Here is a 16,900-nt window from a genome sequence, read left to right as displayed (position 1 = left end):
CCCCCCCCTTTTGTTTATAGTCCAATCAGGGGTTAAATCGCATTTCGGAATATATCGTCTTCCGAATGGCGCAGAAAAAGCATCAGCTCCATCTGTGCCTCATTCACACTGTCAAAAGGCCCTTCAAAGGTCCCTTCCCGGGTCTGAAAGAACCACTGACCATTGATTGTGGTAAACCGATCACTGCGGAACCAGTTTCGTTCCTGCTCACCTCTTCTAACATCCATATCTTACTCTCCAGCTACTACCGAACGGCTATCATCGATCAATTACTGATCACTTTTGCAGTGTAGCCAACATTTGCCGAAATGCGAAATCCATCAGGCCTCGCCAGGAATCACTCGATCCTCCAGCGCATCCACCATGAACTGGGGCATGGCCAGGGCACCGTGATGCGTGCCGACATTGTAATAGCGGGTCACGAACGGACGCTGCTCAGCGTCTTCCTCGCGGAAGTATTGCACCGGCTTTTCTTTGCCTGCCATGGTGCAGCTCCACCAGCCCGTCGGGTACACCGGCTGTGGGAACGGCAGCGTCTGGACATGATCAAAACCGGCCTTGCGCATGTCCTCGTGCATGGTCTTGATAATGGTATCGGTGTGCAGCAAGGGTGATTCGCTCTGCTGGACAAGAATGCCGCCGTCCCGCAACGCCAGCAGCGCGTCCCGGTAGAAATCGAGGGCAAACAGGCCTTCCGCCGGACCCACGGGATCGGTGCTGTCGATGATGATCACGTCGATGCTGTTGGGCTCTACATCCCGCATCCACTGGATTCCGTCACCGAAGAAGAAGTTGGCGCGCGGGTCATCGTTGGAATCACAGAGTTCCGGGAAATACTTCTCCGACAGCCGGGTCACCCGCTCGTCAATCTCCACCTGCCAGGCTTCCTCAACGCCGGGATGCTTGAGCACCTCTTTCAATGTGCCGCAGTCACCACCACCCACGATCACCACTTTTTTCGGATCACGATGGGTAAACAGGGCCGGGTGGGTCATCATCTCATGGTAGAGAAAATTATCCCGGCTGGTCAGCATCACGCAGCCATCAAGAACCATGAGGTTTCCGAAGGTTTCCGTCTCATAGATCTCCAGCTTCTGGAAGTCGCTCTGTTCTTCGTGCAGTTTTTTCTTTACCTGCAGGGAAAACGCGGTTCCCTGATCCTGGAATACTTCGGTAAACCAGTTTTCGTTCAATACCGTCATGATGTGTCCCTCGTGTTGCTCAGCGAGCCAGTTTCATATAGCGGGTATTGTAGGTCTGACAGCCCGTCAGCTAAAGCACTATAGCCGATGGCCACCCACGTATTTTCCACAAGCGGTTCTTTTAGCGGGACGGAGTAATCCATACAATGACCGCCAGAAGCCGGCATTCCTCCGGCACGACATCAGTACAGGACGACCGCAATGACCCAGGCCACCGCAAACACCGCCCACAAGGTGTACAACATCGCCCACTGGAGCGATGGCTATATTGACGTCAATGACCGTGGCGAGGTGCTCATACGGCCGGATCGGGGCCGTGGTGATGCCACGGGAACCGGCATAAACCTGTTGCAACTGACACGCACCCTGACCGCCCGGGGCATTCAACTACCGGTACTGATTCGTTTTATCGATATCCTTCACGACCGGGTCAACAAACTGTGCGGGGCGTTCAACAAGGTCGCTCAGGAACAGGGTTACAGGGGCCAATACACCGCGGTTTATCCAATCAAGGTCAACCAGCAGCGGCGCGTGGTCGAGGAATTACTGCGGGCGGAGCCAGCCGCAAGCAACAACCAGATCGGCCTGGAAGCGGGCAGCAAACCGGAATTAATGGCGGTATTGGCAATGTCTGGCCAACCGGGATCGGTGATTGTCTGCAACGGCTACAAGGATCGCGAATACGTCCGCCTTGCGCTGATTGGACAGAAACTGGGGCACCGGGTGTTCATTGTGGTGGAAAAGCAGTCCGAGCTGCCGCTGATTCTGGAAGAATCCCGGAACCTTGGCGTGTCGCCGCTGATTGGCGTACGGGCCCGTCTTGCCACTATTGGCAAGGGCAACTGGCAGAATACCGGAGGTGAAAAGTCCAAGTTCGGCCTGTCCGCCAGCCAGGTCCTGGATGTCGTGGCAACGCTCCGCGACGCGGACGCACTGGATGCCCTCCAATTGCTGCACTTTCACCTGGGCTCCCAGATAGCCAATATCCGCGACATCCAGACCGGCCTGAAAGAATGTGCACGATTCTACAGTGAGCTGCGCAAGATGGGCGCCCCCGTTGGCACCGTGGATATCGGTGGCGGGCTGGGCGTGGATTACGAGGGCACGCGCTCACGCAGCAGCTGTTCAATGAATTACAGCGTCTATGAGTATGCCTACAACGTTGTCCATGTACTGCAGGCGGAGTGTGACCGTGCCGGCATCCCCCACCCGGACCTGATCAGCGAATCCGGTCGGGCACTCACAGCCCACCATTCAGTATTGGTCACCAACGTCATTGACCAGGAAACGCCGGATGCACGCGCGGCCACTCAACCGGCAGCAGATGCAGCTGCCCCGCTGCAGGATCTGTGGCGTGATTTGCAAAGCCTGAAAGATGACAACACCCCCCGCTCCCTGGCGGAAATCTACCATGACGTACTCCACGCCATGGCCGATGTCCACGCCCAGTTTGCTCACGGCCTGCTATCACTCAACGAGCGGGCAAATGCGGAAACGTTGTACACCAGCTGTTGCCGGTTGCTGAGATCCCAGCTGGACACCGCCAATCGGGCACACCGGGAAATCATTGATGAGCTGAACGAAAAGCTCGCCGAAAAGTTGTTCGTAAATTTCTCCCTGTTCCAGTCTTTGCCCGATGTCTGGGGTATAGATCAGATCTTCCCGGTCATGCCCATCAATGGGCTCAACCGTCCCCTGACCCGCCGTGCTGTGATCCAGGACATTACCTGCGACTCCGACGGACGGATAGATCGGTACGTGGACGGTCAGGGGGTGGAAACCACCTTGCCCCTGCCGGAGGAAAAGCCCGGAGCCCCCCTGCTGATGGGGTTCTTCATGACCGGCGCCTACCAGGAAATCCTCGGTGACATGCACAACCTGTTCGGCGACACTCATTCGGTCGATGTGCACGGTAATGATGCAGGAGAATACACCGTCAGTGACGCAACCACCGGCGATACCGTCGCGAAGGTACTGCGCTACGTGAATTTTGAACCGGCGGCACTGCTGCAATCCTATCAGCGCCAGTTTGAGGCCAGCCATCTGCCTGCAGACGAGCAAAGCCAACTGCTCGGCGAGCTCAGGAACGGGCTGGAGGGATACACCTACCTGGAGGAATAACGTCACCTGGTCACAGTCGAGAGCACCTGAAGATTTTGCGCGCGGAACTGATCTGCAGTACCGATTCTGCCGTATATCAGGAAACTGACAAACCCTCGACGAGTGCATAGAATAATGACCAGGACCAGTTCAAACCATGCAACAGTCAAGGAGCGTCCGGTGACGACACTGGATCAAAAGCCCGCTCGCCTCGAGGGCCGCAAGGACCCCTGGAGCCAGTTGCTGGAGAAAGTGGGCAAACACCAGGATCGCCAAGCGTATCATGCGCTGTTCGAGCATTTTGGCCCACAGATCAAGTACTACGCCATGGCCAATGGCATGGCCAGCCATGCGGAAGAACTGGTGCAGGAGGTGTTTGTTTCCATCTGGCGGCGCTCTTGCCTGTATGACTGGCGCAAGGCTGCAGCTTCGACCTGGATTTTCACCATCGCCCGTAACCAGCGCATCGATATGCTGCGGAAGATGAAACGTCTCAGCGTGGAAATGCCGGTGGAAACAGAAGATCTGTGGCAAATTCCGGGCGAGAATGAGGACGAACCAGTGACGTCCCTACACCGCCTCATGTCCGAGCGGCGAATTCGGGAATCCCTGAGTCACCTGCCGGAGGAACAGATCACCGTCATTGCCAAGGTGTACATGGAAAACAAGTCCCACCAGATGGTGGCTGACGAACTGAACATCCCCCTTGGCACGGTGAAAAGCCGGGTGCGCCTGGCGTTGAACAAGTTGAAAGTGATTTTGCAGGATCAGAACGTATGACACGGCACCATCCCGACAGCCTGACGCTGATGGAATATAGCGCCGGCAACCTAACCGAGCCCCATGCCCTGTGCATCCGGCTGCATCTGGATAAGTGCCCGCACTGCCAAAGCCGGGTCGACACGCTGGACAGCCTGGGAGCGGTCATGATGGAGAACCAGCCCAAGGCCGATGTGAGCGAAAGCATGTTCGACAGCATCCTGGCTCGCATTGACAGTGACAGCGACGAAAATGAAGTCATGGCCCGGGTCAGTGTCAAGACCAGTCCGCTGCAGAAACTGCTGGGGGACGACCTCAACAGCCTGCCCTGGAAGCGCCAACTGGGGGATGTCAGTGTCCTGGATATCTCCGAACGCTTCCCGGGCCAGCACGAACAGGTTGTCCTGCAGAAACTGGCAGCCGGGGGCAAGGCGCCCATCCACACCCACAAAGGCGAAGAAACCACCATCGTTCTGCAGGGGGCGTTTGCCGACCAGAAAGGCGTCTTCAACCAGTGGGATTTCGTGGTTCTTAATGAACAGGATGAACACAAACCAGTAGCGGTTGGGTGTGAGGACTGCATAACCTTGTCCGTACTCAGCGCACCGGTGAAATTAACCGGCACCTTTACCAGACTGCTCAATCCGTTCATTCGCTGAACAAAACACAACAGGCCCGGGGCGTTCACACCCCGGCCTCACTTTCCCTGAAGCTCGCCCCCACTCTGAAAGCAATCCCCTCCTTGTCACTCTCACCTCAGCTGAAGTGTCATTGAAAAAATCAATACAGTCGATATGAATCCTTTCGCTATCAGACGCCCGCTTCGGGTGAACCGCTCCATTCAAACAGCCGTATGAACTCTGGCATTACCCAAGCGCGCCTGCCTACGCCGGATTTCGGCGCAAACAGGGTGCACAACATAACGATCTGTGTTGAGTTGAGGAGAGACCTCCATGCAATACCAGGCTCCAGCGAATGACCTCCGCTTTCTGTTGTTTGATGTATTGGGTGCCGACAGGCTCCATGAGCTGGAAAAGTACTCCGATGCTACCCCGGACCTGATGACAGCAGTCATTGATGAGGCTGGTAAACTGGCGGCAGAGGTGATTCAGCCGACCAATAAAGCGGGAGACCGGGAGGGCTGCAGCTACGATGCCGAATCCAGGTCGGTCACAACTCCGGCTGGCTTCAAGGAAGCTTACCGGGCATTCGTGGAGGGCGGCTGGACGGCTCTGGACGCCCCGCTTGAGTTTGGCGGCCAGGGCCTGCCCCACACCCTCAAGTTTATTGTCGACGAAATAGTGTGCTCCACCAATCTGTCTCTCGGCATGTATCCCGGGCTGACCCACGGCGCTATCAGCGCCCTTCACGCCCATGGTTCCGATGAGTTGAAGCGGACCTACCTGGAAAAACTGATCTCCGGCGAGTGGACCGGCACCATGTGCCTGACCGAACCCCAGTGTGGTACCGATCTCGGCCTGATCCGCACCCGTGCCACCCCCAACAACGACGGCAGTTATGCCATTGAAGGGACCAAGATCTGGATTACAGGCGGTGAACACGATCTGACCGACAACATTGTTCACCTCGTGCTGGCCAAACTGCCTGGCGCACCCGATACCACGAAAGGTATTTCTCTGTTTGTAGTGCCCAAGATCCTGCCTCAATCCGGGGAGCGCAATCCGGCATCCTGCGGCGGACTCGAACACAAGATGGGTATCAAAGGCTCCGCCACCTGTGTGATGAACTTTGAAGGCGCAAAGGGATGGTTGGTCGGCGAACCCAACAAGGGCATGCATGCCATGTTCACCATGATGAACGAAGCCCGCCTGATGGTTGGCATGCAAGGCCTGGGCCTCGCCGAAATGGCCTATCAGGAAAGCTTGGGCTTTGCCCGTGAACGCTTGCAAAGCCGGTCCCTCAGTGGCCCGGCAAACCCGAATGGCCCCGCCGACCCCATTATTGTGCATCCGGATGTACGCCGCATGCTGATGCGCCAGAAAGTGCTCAATGAGGGCATGCGCGCTCTGGCTCTGTTTACCGGCCATCAGCTGGACCTCTCAGTGGCTCACCCGGACGACGCTACCCGTGAATCGGCCGATGATCTGGTACAACTCCTGACCCCCGTGGTTAAGGCATTCCTGACCGACGAAGGCTTCAATAATGCCAACATCGGACTGCAGGTACTGGGTGGTGCCGGCTTCACAACCGATTGGCCACTGGAGCAACTGGTCCGTGATGGACGTATTGCACGCATATACGAGGGTACAAACGGCATCCAGGCCATGGATCTTGTTGGCCGAAAACTCAGCCTGAAAGGCGGTCAACTGGTGCGAACGCTGTTCGGGGTGCTGGCGACCTACCTCAAGGATAATCCAGAAGCCCCTCACCGAGAGGAACTCACGGACGCAATCAAGGCTCTGGAGGAAGCGACCCTGTGGCTGGCCGACCATGCGCCCAAAGATCCCGAGCAGGCAGGCGCGGCAGCAACGCCGTATCTTCGGGTAATGGCGCTCACTGTCATAGCCTACCTCTGGTCCCGCATGGCAGCGGTAGCCAACCAGCAGTTGATGGCAGGTGAGGGAAACAAACCCCTGCTGGAGAGTAAAAAGATATCCGCCCGCTTCTACTTCGAGAAACTGCTACCGGAAGTGCACTGGCTGCTCAAGGATATTAAAGGTGGAAAAGACGCATTAATGGCGTTCTCCGACGACCATTGGGCTGCCTGACACAGCGAAAACAGCTCCATGGCCGGAAATGACCGACAGTTGTCAGGCTTTGACCTTCAGATAGTCCGCCCGAAGATAGATACTAAGCGGGTTGATTAGTGTCTCTGAACTAGTCCTGTTCAACTCCCCTTTGGGTTGAACACTTGCTTGTAAGCCACGCCCCGCGTGGCTTTTTTTTATCCCTCCCTTTGCTTGCGTTACAATCTCCGTCCCTGATACCACCGGAGACTTCCCATGACCCCTGACGACTACGGTTTCCGCTTTGGCGGGATTGAGCGCCTGTATGGCCGTCGCGCCCTGGAAGCCTTCCGCCAGTCACATATAGCCATCGTCGGGCTGGGCGGTGTCGGCTCGTGGGCGGCGGAAGCCCTGGCTCGCTCAGGTGTCGGCGCTATTACCCTGATCGATATGGACGATATCTGCGTATCCAACACCAATCGCCAGCTTCATGCTCTCGAAGGTCAGTACGGCTACACCAAGACCGATGCCATGGCAGCAAGGCTGAAAGCGATCAATCCCCAGGCAGACATTCGCGTCCATTTCGGTTTCCTGACGCTCAAAAATGTCGGCGACCTGATCACTCCTGAGATCACCGGTGTCGTGGATGCCATCGACAGCGTCAAGGCCAAAGCTGCACTGATTGCCTTCTGCCAGCGGCGCAAGATTCCTGTGATTTGTGCCGGTGGTGCCGGCGGCCAGATGGACCCGACCCAGATCCGGGTTGCCGATCTCAGCAAGACCACTCAGGATCCATTATTGGCCAAGGTTCGTAACATGTTGCGCCGGGAGTACGGTTTTTCCCGCAACCCCAAGCGGCGGTTCGGTATCGAAGCCGTGTACTCACTGGAACAGCTGACGTATCCTGCCGGTGATGGTGAGGTCTGCCTTCAGAAGCCCGTTACCGAGGGCCCGGTCCGGCTGGACTGCGCTTCCGGCTTCGGAGCAGCCAGCCCGGTGACCGCCAGTTTCGGTTTTTTTGCAGCCTCGCGGCTACTCAATCGGATCGCACGACGCGCCAACTCATAACTCAATGGATCTGAAGTCATTATGCCCGTAAGCACTGTTCTGCTTCTCGCAAGTATCGGCGTTCTTTCGCTGTTCTGTCAGTGGCTCGCCTGGCGCGTCCGCATGCCCGCCATTCTCTTTCTTCTGGCGGGCGGTATTGCCGCAGGCCCCTGGTTGGGCTTCCTGGCTCCGGAAGTAGTATTTGGCGACCTGCTGTTCCCGCTTATATCCCTGTCCGTTGCCATCATTCTCTTTGAGGGCAGCCTGACCCTGCGCTACGAGGAAATCCGCGGCCACGGCAAGATGGTGCGCAACCTGATTCCGGTCGGCTCCGTTGTTACCTGTCTCATCGGTACGCTGTCGGCACGCTGGCTACTTGAGGTGTCCTGGGAGGTTGCGCTGCTCTTTGGTGCCATCTCTATTGTCACCGGCCCCACGGTGATCGCCCCACTCCTGAGATCCGTTCGACCGGACGCCAAACTGGCCAATATCCTGCGTTGGGAAGGCATCATCATCGACCCGGTGGGGGCCCTGCTGGCGGTGCTGGTGTTTGAGGGCATTGTGTCCTGGGGCCAGGGCAATGTATTCGGACACTCGCTGTATATTTTCGGCAAGACCCTGGCGGTAGGCTTCCTCATTGGCGCGGTTGCAGGCTACCTGAATGGTCTGGCGCTGAGAAAACACCTCATCCCCCAGTACCTGCACAACGCCGGCACGCTGACCTTCATGTTGGGCGTGTACGCTCTTTCCAATGTGATGGCCCATGAGTCAGGGCTGCTGACGGTCACCGTCATGGGCATCTGGATGGCGAACATGAAGCAGGTACCCATCGACAGCATCCTGGAGTTCAAGGAATCTCTCAGTGTGCTGCTGATCTCGGCCCTGTTTATCATTCTGGCGGCGCGGGTGGAGTTTTCCGCCATTGCCGATCTGGGCTGGGGACTGGTCGCGGTACTGGCCGTGCTGATGCTGGTAGCTCGCCCGGTGAGCATCTTCCTGTCAGCGATTGGCACCAGCCTGAACTGGCGGGACAAACTGTTCCTGAGCTGGATAGCCCCGCGGGGTATCGTTGCGGCGGCGGTCTCCGCGCTGTTTGCCTTCCAGTTGCAGAAACTGGGTTATGAGAGTGCCGGCACACTGGTACCGCTGGTCTTCATGCTGATCATCGCGACCGTTACGCTCCAGAGCCTGACAGCCCGGCCGTTGGCGAAACTGCTGAAGGTTGCAGAGCCAGCCGAGTTCGGCTTCCTGATTCTTGGAGCCAACCCGGTTGCCCGGATGATCGCGATTGCCCTGAAGAAGTACGAAGTACCGGTGACCCTGGCCGACACCAACTGGGAAAACATCCGGCAGGCACGGATGAATAATCTCCCGGTGTATTTCGGCAACCCGGTGTCGGAGCATGCCTCTACCCACCTGGATCTCACCGGCATTGGCAACCTGCTGGTCATTTCCCCATACAAGCACATGAACTCGCTGGCCACCTACCACTTCCTGGATTGGTTCGGAAAAGATTCGGTGTTTACCCTGGCGGAAGGCGATCCCGAGCAGAAAGCCCGACACCAGACTGCTGAGAAAATCCAGATGACCCGAGGCCTGTTTGATGGCGTCAGCTACGCCAAGCTCGCGAGTCTGGCGAGTCAGGGCTACACCGTTAAAACCACCCAGCTCAGTGATGAGTTCAGCTACGAGGACTTCCTGGAGAAGTACCACCGCCAGGCGCTCGTGCTGTTTGTCTTTGACAGCAAGGGGCGCGTGTCGCCGGTACTGGATATGGACCTCATCAAGCCAGATAATGACTGGATCCTGGTCAGTCTGGTACCTGCACAGGCCCCGAAAGAGCGCAAGGAAAGGGAAGAACAGGCAGAAAAAGTCGAGGGAGAGCTTCCGGACGGTGTCACCGCCCAGAAGTAAAGGAACCTCGGGATATCAGCGGCAATCGAGTACCAGCTTGCCGCGCACGTGGCCGCCCTCGAGCAACTCGTGGGCGTCGGCCACCCGGGCCAGCGGAAAAGCCTGCTCGATATGAACCTTGACGTCACCGTCCTCGATCAACTCCGCGATCTCATCCAGGTGAAATACATCCGGGCGGACGGTCATGCCATGGGCCCGCAGCCCCAACTCTTCTGCGGCACTGATGATCTCGTCTGCGGTGACCGTGGGAATGGTCACCAGCACACCATGCTCACCGAGCGTGTGCAGGGAACGCTTACCAGCCTCACCGCCGACCAGATCCAGCACCACGTCCAGACCGTAGCACTCCTCGGCAACGTCTGTGGTGCGATAATCAATCACTTCGTGGACACCCAGTTCCGCCAGGAAATCACGGTTTCCGGCCGATGCGGTCGCGACCACGTGAGCCCCCCGCTCCAGGGCAAACTGAACCGCAAAGTGCCCGACACCACCGGCGCCGGCATGTATCAGGATCTTCTGCCCCGACTCCAGCTTGGCTACTTCGAACAGGGCCTGCCACGCCGTCAGTGCCGCTAACGGCAACGCACCTGCGGTCACCAGGTCAAGCTCTTCTGGGACAATGGCCAACTCGTCCGCCGCCGCCAGGGTATATTGCGCATAACCTCCCCCCGTTGCCGGGAAGCCAATCATGCCCATGACGCGGTCCCCTGCCGCCAGGGTCGTCACGTCGTCCGCCACGGCAACGACTTCACCGGCCACGTCATAACCCGGAGTCCAGGGCAGCGAATGCTCGATCTGTCGCGCAGCAAACCCCAGCCCCTTGCGGGTTTTCCAGTCAATGGGATTAAGACCCGCACCATGAATGCGGATCAGCACCTGCCCACTGTCTGGGGCGGGAACCTCTGAGGTGACCACTTGTAATACATCACGGTCACCAAAGCGATCGTAGATCACATGGCACATGGAGGATTCGGAAATCTGATCGACGGCGTTTTCCATGAGGCTCTCCGAACAACGATGGTAACGGCAAACAGGCTTCTGTTCAGACTAGCAGAAGTTGACGCGCAAGGTGACTCAATCCAGCGTCAGGCCCTTGCCACCAGATACCACGGCACTGCCCAGTATTTCGGCAAACTCTTTCGGGGCTCGGGAAGGGCGCTGGGATTTCATATCTACGCAGGCATGAGTGGACATCGCCCGCACCAGAGTCTTGCCATCGGCAACACGCACCAACTGGAACTGTCGCGAGGAACGGAACCGGCCATCGTACCCAGTCAGCCAGGTGCCCAGAATCAGCCGATCCCCTGCATTGGCCGAAGCAAGATAATCTATCTCGGTACGGGTAATGGCCATGGCTTTTCCGGTGGCCTCATGCAACTCCCAGGTCATGCCCAGACTTTCGATGTGCGCCCAACTGACGTCTTCCAGCCAGCGGACATAAACCACGTTATTGGCGTGACCGAGGCGATCGGTGTCTTCATTCTTTACCAGGATATCCATGGTAAAAGGGGACGCCCGGTCCCATTCAATCATCTGGTCCTTGTCGGTCATTGCTCCCGTTCTCCCATGCCCGGAATGGCCCGCAACGGTAGCCGGCCAATGCGGTCGTTGTGAAGTGAACCAAAGTATAGGTTGCCGCCGTGCGGATTAACCGAGGTAATTTCCTGCAGGTGCGTTCCCCGGGTGTCGTGGAGACTTGTAATCACTTTCCCCTTGGCGTCAAAGGCCAGCACCAGCCCATATTCCTGCGGTTTCGGGTGGAAGCTTTCCGGCAGCTTGGCCACCAGGTCTTTCAACCAGGGCTGACGGTGCATGGAATCCACCTGAGGGTTACGAAGCGTCGGAAAGGCCACCCAGTATCGCCCGGCCTGATCCACGGCGAGGTTGTCCGGGAAGCCCGGCAGATTATCGGCGAAAACCTCTGCCTGCCCCGCCCTGGGGCCATGGATCCAGTATCTCAGGATACGGTATTTCCAGGTTTCATTGACCAGCACATAGTCCCCTTCCGGAGACACCGCCACGCCGTTGGCGAAGTGCAGGTTTCTCAACAGGGTTTCCGTTTTTCCGGTACGGGGATCATAACGGAGCAGACGCCCATGGGGACGCATTTCCAGCAAATCCAGCACATAATCCGGTTGCTCGAAACGGGAACTGGCGTCGGTGAAATAGATGCGGCCATCCGGGGCGATATCCACATCATCGGTGAACCGGAACGGCGTTCCCTCCGATTCCCTCGACAGCAGGGTGACGGACTTGTCCGGGGCGATCGACAATAAGCCTTTCCAGGCATCGGCCACAATCAGGCGCCCCTTGTCGTCGAATACCAGCCCGAGGGGACGACCACCGGTTTCCAGCCATTCCTCGACCCGACCATCCGGCCAAACCCGGACAATTTTGCCGTCCTGGGTACCGGTGTACAGCACACCGTTGGCATCCACAGTGGTATCTTCCGGCCCGTACACCTGGCCGCGAGCGAGCAAGTCGGACAGTCGCAACAGCTCATTGGGGGCGAGTTTCCCGGTCATTGCCGGTGGTGCGGGGGCTTTCCAGGCTTTGCTGTCGACGGGAGACGGAGACAGCAGGAAGCCCCCCAACAGCACAAATACAATCAGCAAAAGACCCAGCAGCCACTTCATACAGACATTCGCCCCTTTCAGAAACAATGACGTAACCTTAGCAGAGACGCGGGCGCGGCTACACCATTGCCCGGGCCGGGTTCACTGGTTCAGGAAGGCCCGACACAACGCCTCAAATGCGTCAGGTTTCTCCGCATGCAACCAGTGGCCTGTGCCTTCGATGATTTGAAGTTCCGCGGATGGAAACAAACGACGAATGTCATCCCAGTGCTTGTCCTGTATATAGGCTGAGTCCTCCCCCTTGAGGAACAGTACCGGACCGTTATAGGGGCCATCGCCTTCCGGAGCCAGCGCCAGTTTCGGATAACTGGCCTCAATGACCGGCAGATTCAGGCGCCAGCGATACAGGCCCTCTCCCGGTTTCTGCTCGCCCTCGGGAACCCGAACCAGATTTTTCAGCAGGAACTGACGAACCTGAGGCGTCTCGACATACTCCGCCAACAGTCTGTCTGCATCCTGACGGGTTTTGACGGCAGCCAGGTCAAGAGAGGTCAGCCCGTCCAGAATGTTATCGTGCCGAGGCTTGTAGTTAACCGGGGCGATGTCCGCCACGATCACCCTGTCCACCCGTTCCGGTGCTGCCAGTGCCACTTGCATGGCAGTCTTGCCGCCCATGGAGTGGCCAAGAATAGCGGCCTTGTCCAGCCCCTGGGCGTCCATATAGGCGATCACGTCCGCCGCCATTGCCGGATAATCCATGGTCTCGGTATGAGGGGAGTTGCCATGGTTGCGCTGATCCAGGGCATGGACCTGCCACTCATCCTGCAGGCGCCGGGTAATACCGCCGAGGTTATCCATGGATCCGAACAATCCATGCAGAATAATCAGGGGGGCGCCTTCGCCAGTAATACGATGGTTCAGCTCAACACTCATGAACGTTGTTCTCCGGATCGGTTCATTCTCTGAAGTCAGCGGGATACATTACCATTGCCGGGAAAAGGAGCAAGGCCGAAGACGGCCTCGGTGTCTGCAGGCATAAAAAAACCGGGGGAGATCCCCCGGTTCAATGGTCAATAGCGTACGATTTGCCCGATCAGCAATAGAAGATGCTGTTCAGGTACTCCGCGAGCGCCTCGCAGTTCTGGCGTTCACGTTCGTTATGGGGCACGAAGATCTCGCGTTCCATAATCATCTCCTCCTCTATAATGCCTTTCCATTGCTCCAACCTGATGACTTAATGCTATCGTTGTTGGTGTGACAAACCGTTGACAGGCTGTCCCATCCGCTTGACATTTTGTATCAGCGAACATGAAAAGCTGTTAACAACAGGAATAAATCAAAGTGAACGCAGTTCCGGCTGAAACACCGACAACACCTCTGGTAGCCGCCTCCAGCACGCTCGCCCTGGTGCACTATCTGGATTGCCGGGGCGTATTGGACCGAGTGCGGATCGAAGCGATCACTGGCATGACCCTGGAAGCGCTTCAGGACCCGGACCTGAGGGTACCGGCCGACATTCACTATCGGCTCTGGGAGTATGCCGAACAGGTGACCGGGGACCCTGGCGTCGGTCTCCATGCCGGACAGGTGGTCGATCCGGAACGCATGGGACTGGTCGGACACGTCTTTTTCAACTGCGACACACTGGGTGAAGCGGTTACTCAATATGTACGACTACACCGGCTGATCAACGAGTCCGTGATCCTCAGTTTCGAGCAGACCGGTGAACAGGCGATTCTCACCTGGCAGCCCGACAGCCCCGGCCATTACTGTCGGCAGGATATGGACCGTACCCTGGCGGCTGCGCTCTGCCGCACCCGGCATTTTATTCATCCCGGTATCAGCGCGGAATGGGCAGAAATCGCTCATCCCCGGCCGCGTTACGCAAGCGAATACGAGCAGCTACTGGGCGGCCCCGTCACGTTTGGCTGCGCTGTCACGCGCCTGGCGTTCAGCAGCAGCCATTTGAGTCATCCGATCCCTCACCGAAATCCCTATGTGTATTCAGCGGTGTTGCGGCAGGTCAATTCCCTGCTGGCACGCCTGCAGACCCGACGCACCTTCAGTCGCAAGGTGAGACGCCTGATCTCACGCCAGATGTCGACGGAAAAAATCGACGCCGACACCCTGGCACGGCAATGCCACATGAGCCGGCAAACCCTCTACCGCCGACTCAAGAAAGAAGGCCTGAGTTTTCATGACCTCGTAGAACAGGTACGTAAGGACAAGGCCCTGAGATACGTGGCGGCTGATCAGTATGCCCTGGGAGAAATTGCCTTCCTGCTGGGTTTTTCCGAACTCAGCGCATTCAGCCGTGCCTTCAAACGCTGGACCGGCATGGCCCCGGCGCAATACCGTGCCCGCCACCATGCCGGAGAGGCGGCCGGCCAGATGCAGGAATAACGATGCCCGAAACGTCCCTGATCGCCATCGCTGTCGGCTTACTCTATCTGGCCGCGCTGTCCTGCGTTTACCGGATACTGCTGACTTACCGGACGACCCAGGGCGCGATTGCCTGGATCATTTCACTCATCGGCCTGCCCTACGTAGCCGTGCCGCTGTTCCTGTTGTTCGGTCGCAGCCGTTTTGGCGGCTATGTCCGCGCCCGACGAATGGGTGACGCCGCGCTGACCGATTTGATGAACTACTTCGAACAGCAAACGACCTCCCTGTCACAACCGGACAGCGAACCTTTCGGCGATGAACTGCAAGTGCTGTGCAAACTGGGTCGGCAGCCCTTTACCAGCAACAACCACTGCACTCTGCTGAAAGACGGCGAGGCCACCTTCGAAGCGCTCTTCGATGCCATGGAAAATGCTCGCCATTACATCCTGTTGGAGTTTTACATCATCCGTTCCGACAAGGTGGGTCAACGGATCAAGTCCATCCTCAAACGCAAGTTGGGAGAAGGTGTGCAGGTATGGCTCTTATACGACGATATCGGCAGCGTCTGGTTGCCCCGAACCTATCTGAAAGAACTCGACAGCGCCGGAGCCCGGGTTGCGTCCTTTGGCAAAGGCAACATCCGGCGCCGGCGCTTTCAGATCAATTTCCGAAACCACCGCAAGTTACTGGTCTGTGACGGCAATACCGGCTTCGTTGGCGGCATTAACCTCGGCGACGAATACCTCGGTACCGCCATGGATCAGGAGCCCTGGCGGGATACCCACTGCTGCATTATCGGGCCAGCGGTCATCGGCCTGCAACTGGCATGGCTGGAAGACTGGAATTGGGCAAGCAGTGAATTTCCCGAACTTAACTGGCATCCCAGCCTGGCTTCTTCCGGAGATCACCAGGTACTGGTCCTGCCGACCGGCCCCGCGGACACTTACGAAACCTGTGCACTGTTTTTCCTGAATTGTATTAATAATGCCAGGACCCGCATCTGGATCGCATCACCGTATTTCGTGCCAGACTTCCAGATCATGAACGCCCTGCAATTGGCAGCCCTGAGAGGGGTGGATGTACGCATCATCATTCCGGAGAAATCCGACAATCGGTTAATCAGGATTGCGGCCTACTCCTACCTTGTACAGGCATGCCAGGCGGGGGTCGGCATCTATCGCTACCAACCGGGCTTCATGCATCAGAAGGTCATCCTGGTGGATGACCGCTACGCCGCCGTAGGCACCGCCAATCTGGACAATCGATCCATGCGGCTGAACTTTGAAATTACCGCAATCACCGCCTCGCAAACCTTTGTCACCGAGGTAACCTCCATGCTGGAAGAGGACCTGTCGCACTCGCGATTGATGACCAAAAGCGACTACCAGGACCGGTCCATTGCTTTCCGCCTGGGCTGTCGCGCTGTGCGGTTGCTCGCACCGTTGCTCTGAACGAGACTGTAGCCAGGCATTTTCCCCCACAGAAAGAATATGAGAGTATTCAGGGAACCGAGCCCGGCATGCAGTAACGAAGCAGGACTATGACAACATTCAAGCCCCGAGAACCCCTCACCGAACAGGTTGCCCGCCATATTGAGAACCTGATTGCCTTTGGCCAGCTACGATCCGGCGAACGCATCTACGAGAGCGCAATGGCCAAACAGATGGACGTCAGCCATGGCTCCATCCGGGAGGGGTTATTGCTGTTGGAAAAGCGTCATCTGGTCCGCAACGTTCCCCGTAAAGGGGCGTTTGTTACGGAGCTGGACGATTACTTCGTTCGCAGCCTTTATGAGATCCTTGAGCTGTACCTGACTCATACAGGCCGTAAACTGGCGCGCCAGTGGCAGCCGGCAGACATGGACAAGCTGGAATCCCTTTACGGGCAGATGCGGGCGAACTTCGAACGCAACGACCTGATGCGCTTTCTGGAGCTGGGCATTGAATACACCCAGGCTTCCCTCGCTTACGCAGACAACTACTTTATCGTATCCGCCATTGATGATCTCTGGCCCTCCGCCAAACGTTGCGCTTTCGTGGCCTTCCAGAATGGTGGCAACCGGGTATTGGAAGACAACCTGGTCCACATGGAAGAATCCATTCAGGCCATCAAGGATCGGGACGAAGACCGGCTGGCGACCATCCTCAAGCGTTATGCTGAACAACAGTGTCATCAGGTCCTGGAGGCACTGGCCAGCAACCAGGCGCGCCGCGGCGCCTGACTGGGACAA

At 57.5% G+C, this 16,900-nt stretch carries 15 protein-coding genes; 9 read left to right on the top strand and 6 right to left on the bottom strand.

Annotated features, from left to right (window positions below):
• Window positions 1–32: 32 nt before the first annotated feature.
• Together MARLIPOL_RS15535 and speE are read right to left on the bottom strand one after the other, a co-directional pair.
• Complete coding sequence (locus MARLIPOL_RS15535) at window positions 33–227, bottom strand: DUF6316 family protein (RefSeq protein WP_012139241.1); 195 nt, start codon at window positions 225–227, stop codon at window positions 33–35.
• A 93-nt stretch (window positions 228–320) separates the two neighbouring features.
• Window positions 321–1,202 (bottom strand): polyamine aminopropyltransferase, encoded by an 882-nt coding sequence (gene speE, locus MARLIPOL_RS15530; RefSeq protein ID WP_012139240.1) that lies wholly within the window; start codon window positions 1,200–1,202, stop codon window positions 321–323.
• A gap of 201 nt (window positions 1,203–1,403) precedes the next feature.
• Between speE and speA the strand changes: the two genes are divergently transcribed.
• From speA to MARLIPOL_RS15500, 6 genes are all read left to right on the top strand, one after another.
• Window positions 1,404–3,323: a biosynthetic arginine decarboxylase gene (gene speA / locus MARLIPOL_RS15525; RefSeq protein WP_012139239.1), complete on the top strand. Its 1,920-nt coding sequence runs from the start codon at window positions 1,404–1,406 to the stop codon at window positions 3,321–3,323.
• A 159-nt stretch (window positions 3,324–3,482) separates the two neighbouring features.
• Complete coding sequence (locus MARLIPOL_RS15520) at window positions 3,483–4,082, top strand: sigma-70 family RNA polymerase sigma factor (protein ID WP_012139238.1); 600 nt, start codon at window positions 3,483–3,485, stop codon at window positions 4,080–4,082.
• The gene (locus MARLIPOL_RS15515; RefSeq protein WP_012139237.1) at window positions 4,079–4,720 is read left to right on the top strand and encodes a ChrR family anti-sigma-E factor; all 642 of its coding nucleotides are present in this window, start codon (window positions 4,079–4,081) and stop codon (window positions 4,718–4,720) included. The genes MARLIPOL_RS15520 and MARLIPOL_RS15515 overlap by 4 nt, the downstream gene beginning before the upstream one ends.
• Window positions 4,721–5,014: 294 nt before the next feature.
• Window positions 5,015–6,790 carry an acyl-CoA dehydrogenase C-terminal domain-containing protein gene (locus MARLIPOL_RS15510; protein ID WP_012139236.1) on the top strand — a complete coding sequence of 592 codons (1,776 nt, stop codon included), beginning with the start codon at window positions 5,015–5,017 and terminating at the stop codon, window positions 6,788–6,790.
• 234 nt (window positions 6,791–7,024) lie between these two features.
• Window positions 7,025–7,816 carry a tRNA cyclic N6-threonylcarbamoyladenosine(37) synthase TcdA gene (gene tcdA, locus MARLIPOL_RS15505; protein ID WP_012139235.1) on the top strand — a complete coding sequence of 264 codons (792 nt, stop codon included), beginning with the start codon at window positions 7,025–7,027 and terminating at the stop codon, window positions 7,814–7,816.
• A 21-nt stretch (window positions 7,817–7,837) separates the two neighbouring features.
• On the top strand, window positions 7,838–9,709 hold the full coding sequence (locus MARLIPOL_RS15500; protein WP_012139234.1) for a cation:proton antiporter: 1,872 nt from the start codon (window positions 7,838–7,840) through the stop codon (window positions 9,707–9,709).
• A gap of 15 nt (window positions 9,710–9,724) precedes the next feature.
• On the opposite strand, the gene MARLIPOL_RS15495 is transcribed toward MARLIPOL_RS15500, so the two are convergent.
• The 4 genes from MARLIPOL_RS15495 to MARLIPOL_RS15480 form a co-directional block, all read right to left on the bottom strand.
• Complete coding sequence (locus MARLIPOL_RS15495) at window positions 9,725–10,708, bottom strand: NADP-dependent oxidoreductase (protein ID WP_012139232.1); 984 nt, start codon at window positions 10,706–10,708, stop codon at window positions 9,725–9,727.
• 75 nt (window positions 10,709–10,783) lie between these two features.
• Window positions 10,784–11,260 carry an acyl-CoA thioesterase gene (locus tag MARLIPOL_RS15490; RefSeq protein WP_012139231.1) on the bottom strand — a complete coding sequence of 159 codons (477 nt, stop codon included), beginning with the start codon at window positions 11,258–11,260 and terminating at the stop codon, window positions 10,784–10,786.
• Window positions 11,257–12,345, bottom strand: a complete 1,089-nt coding sequence (locus tag MARLIPOL_RS15485) for an SMP-30/gluconolactonase/LRE family protein (RefSeq protein WP_012139230.1) — start codon at window positions 12,343–12,345, stop codon at window positions 11,257–11,259. The genes MARLIPOL_RS15490 and MARLIPOL_RS15485 overlap by 4 nt, the downstream gene beginning before the upstream one ends.
• An 81-nt stretch (window positions 12,346–12,426) precedes the next feature.
• Window positions 12,427–13,218, bottom strand: a complete 792-nt coding sequence (locus MARLIPOL_RS15480) for an alpha/beta fold hydrolase (protein ID WP_012139229.1) — start codon at window positions 13,216–13,218, stop codon at window positions 12,427–12,429.
• Window positions 13,219–13,626: 408 nt separating this feature from the next.
• Between MARLIPOL_RS15480 and MARLIPOL_RS15475 the strand changes: the two genes are divergently transcribed.
• From MARLIPOL_RS15475 to MARLIPOL_RS15465, 3 genes are all read left to right on the top strand, one after another.
• Window positions 13,627–14,688, top strand: coding sequence for an AraC family transcriptional regulator (locus MARLIPOL_RS15475; RefSeq protein ID WP_012139227.1), 1,062 nt, complete (start codon window positions 13,627–13,629; stop codon window positions 14,686–14,688).
• Between the two features lie 2 nt (window positions 14,689–14,690).
• On the top strand, window positions 14,691–16,121 hold the full coding sequence (cls, locus tag MARLIPOL_RS15470) for a cardiolipin synthase (RefSeq protein WP_012139226.1): 1,431 nt from the start codon (window positions 14,691–14,693) through the stop codon (window positions 16,119–16,121).
• Between the two features lie 89 nt (window positions 16,122–16,210).
• Window positions 16,211–16,891 carry a GntR family transcriptional regulator gene (locus tag MARLIPOL_RS15465; protein ID WP_012139225.1) on the top strand — a complete coding sequence of 227 codons (681 nt, stop codon included), beginning with the start codon at window positions 16,211–16,213 and terminating at the stop codon, window positions 16,889–16,891.
• Window positions 16,892–16,900 lie beyond the last annotated feature (9 nt).

The sequence above is a fragment of the Marinobacter lipolyticus SM19 genome (assembly GCF_000397065.2).
In the GTDB taxonomy this organism is placed as follows: Bacteria; Pseudomonadota; Gammaproteobacteria; order Pseudomonadales; family Oleiphilaceae; genus Marinobacter; species Marinobacter lipolyticus.
The sequence above is the reverse complement of the archived record's forward strand: the minus strand, read 5'-3'. Positions and strand labels throughout refer to the sequence as shown.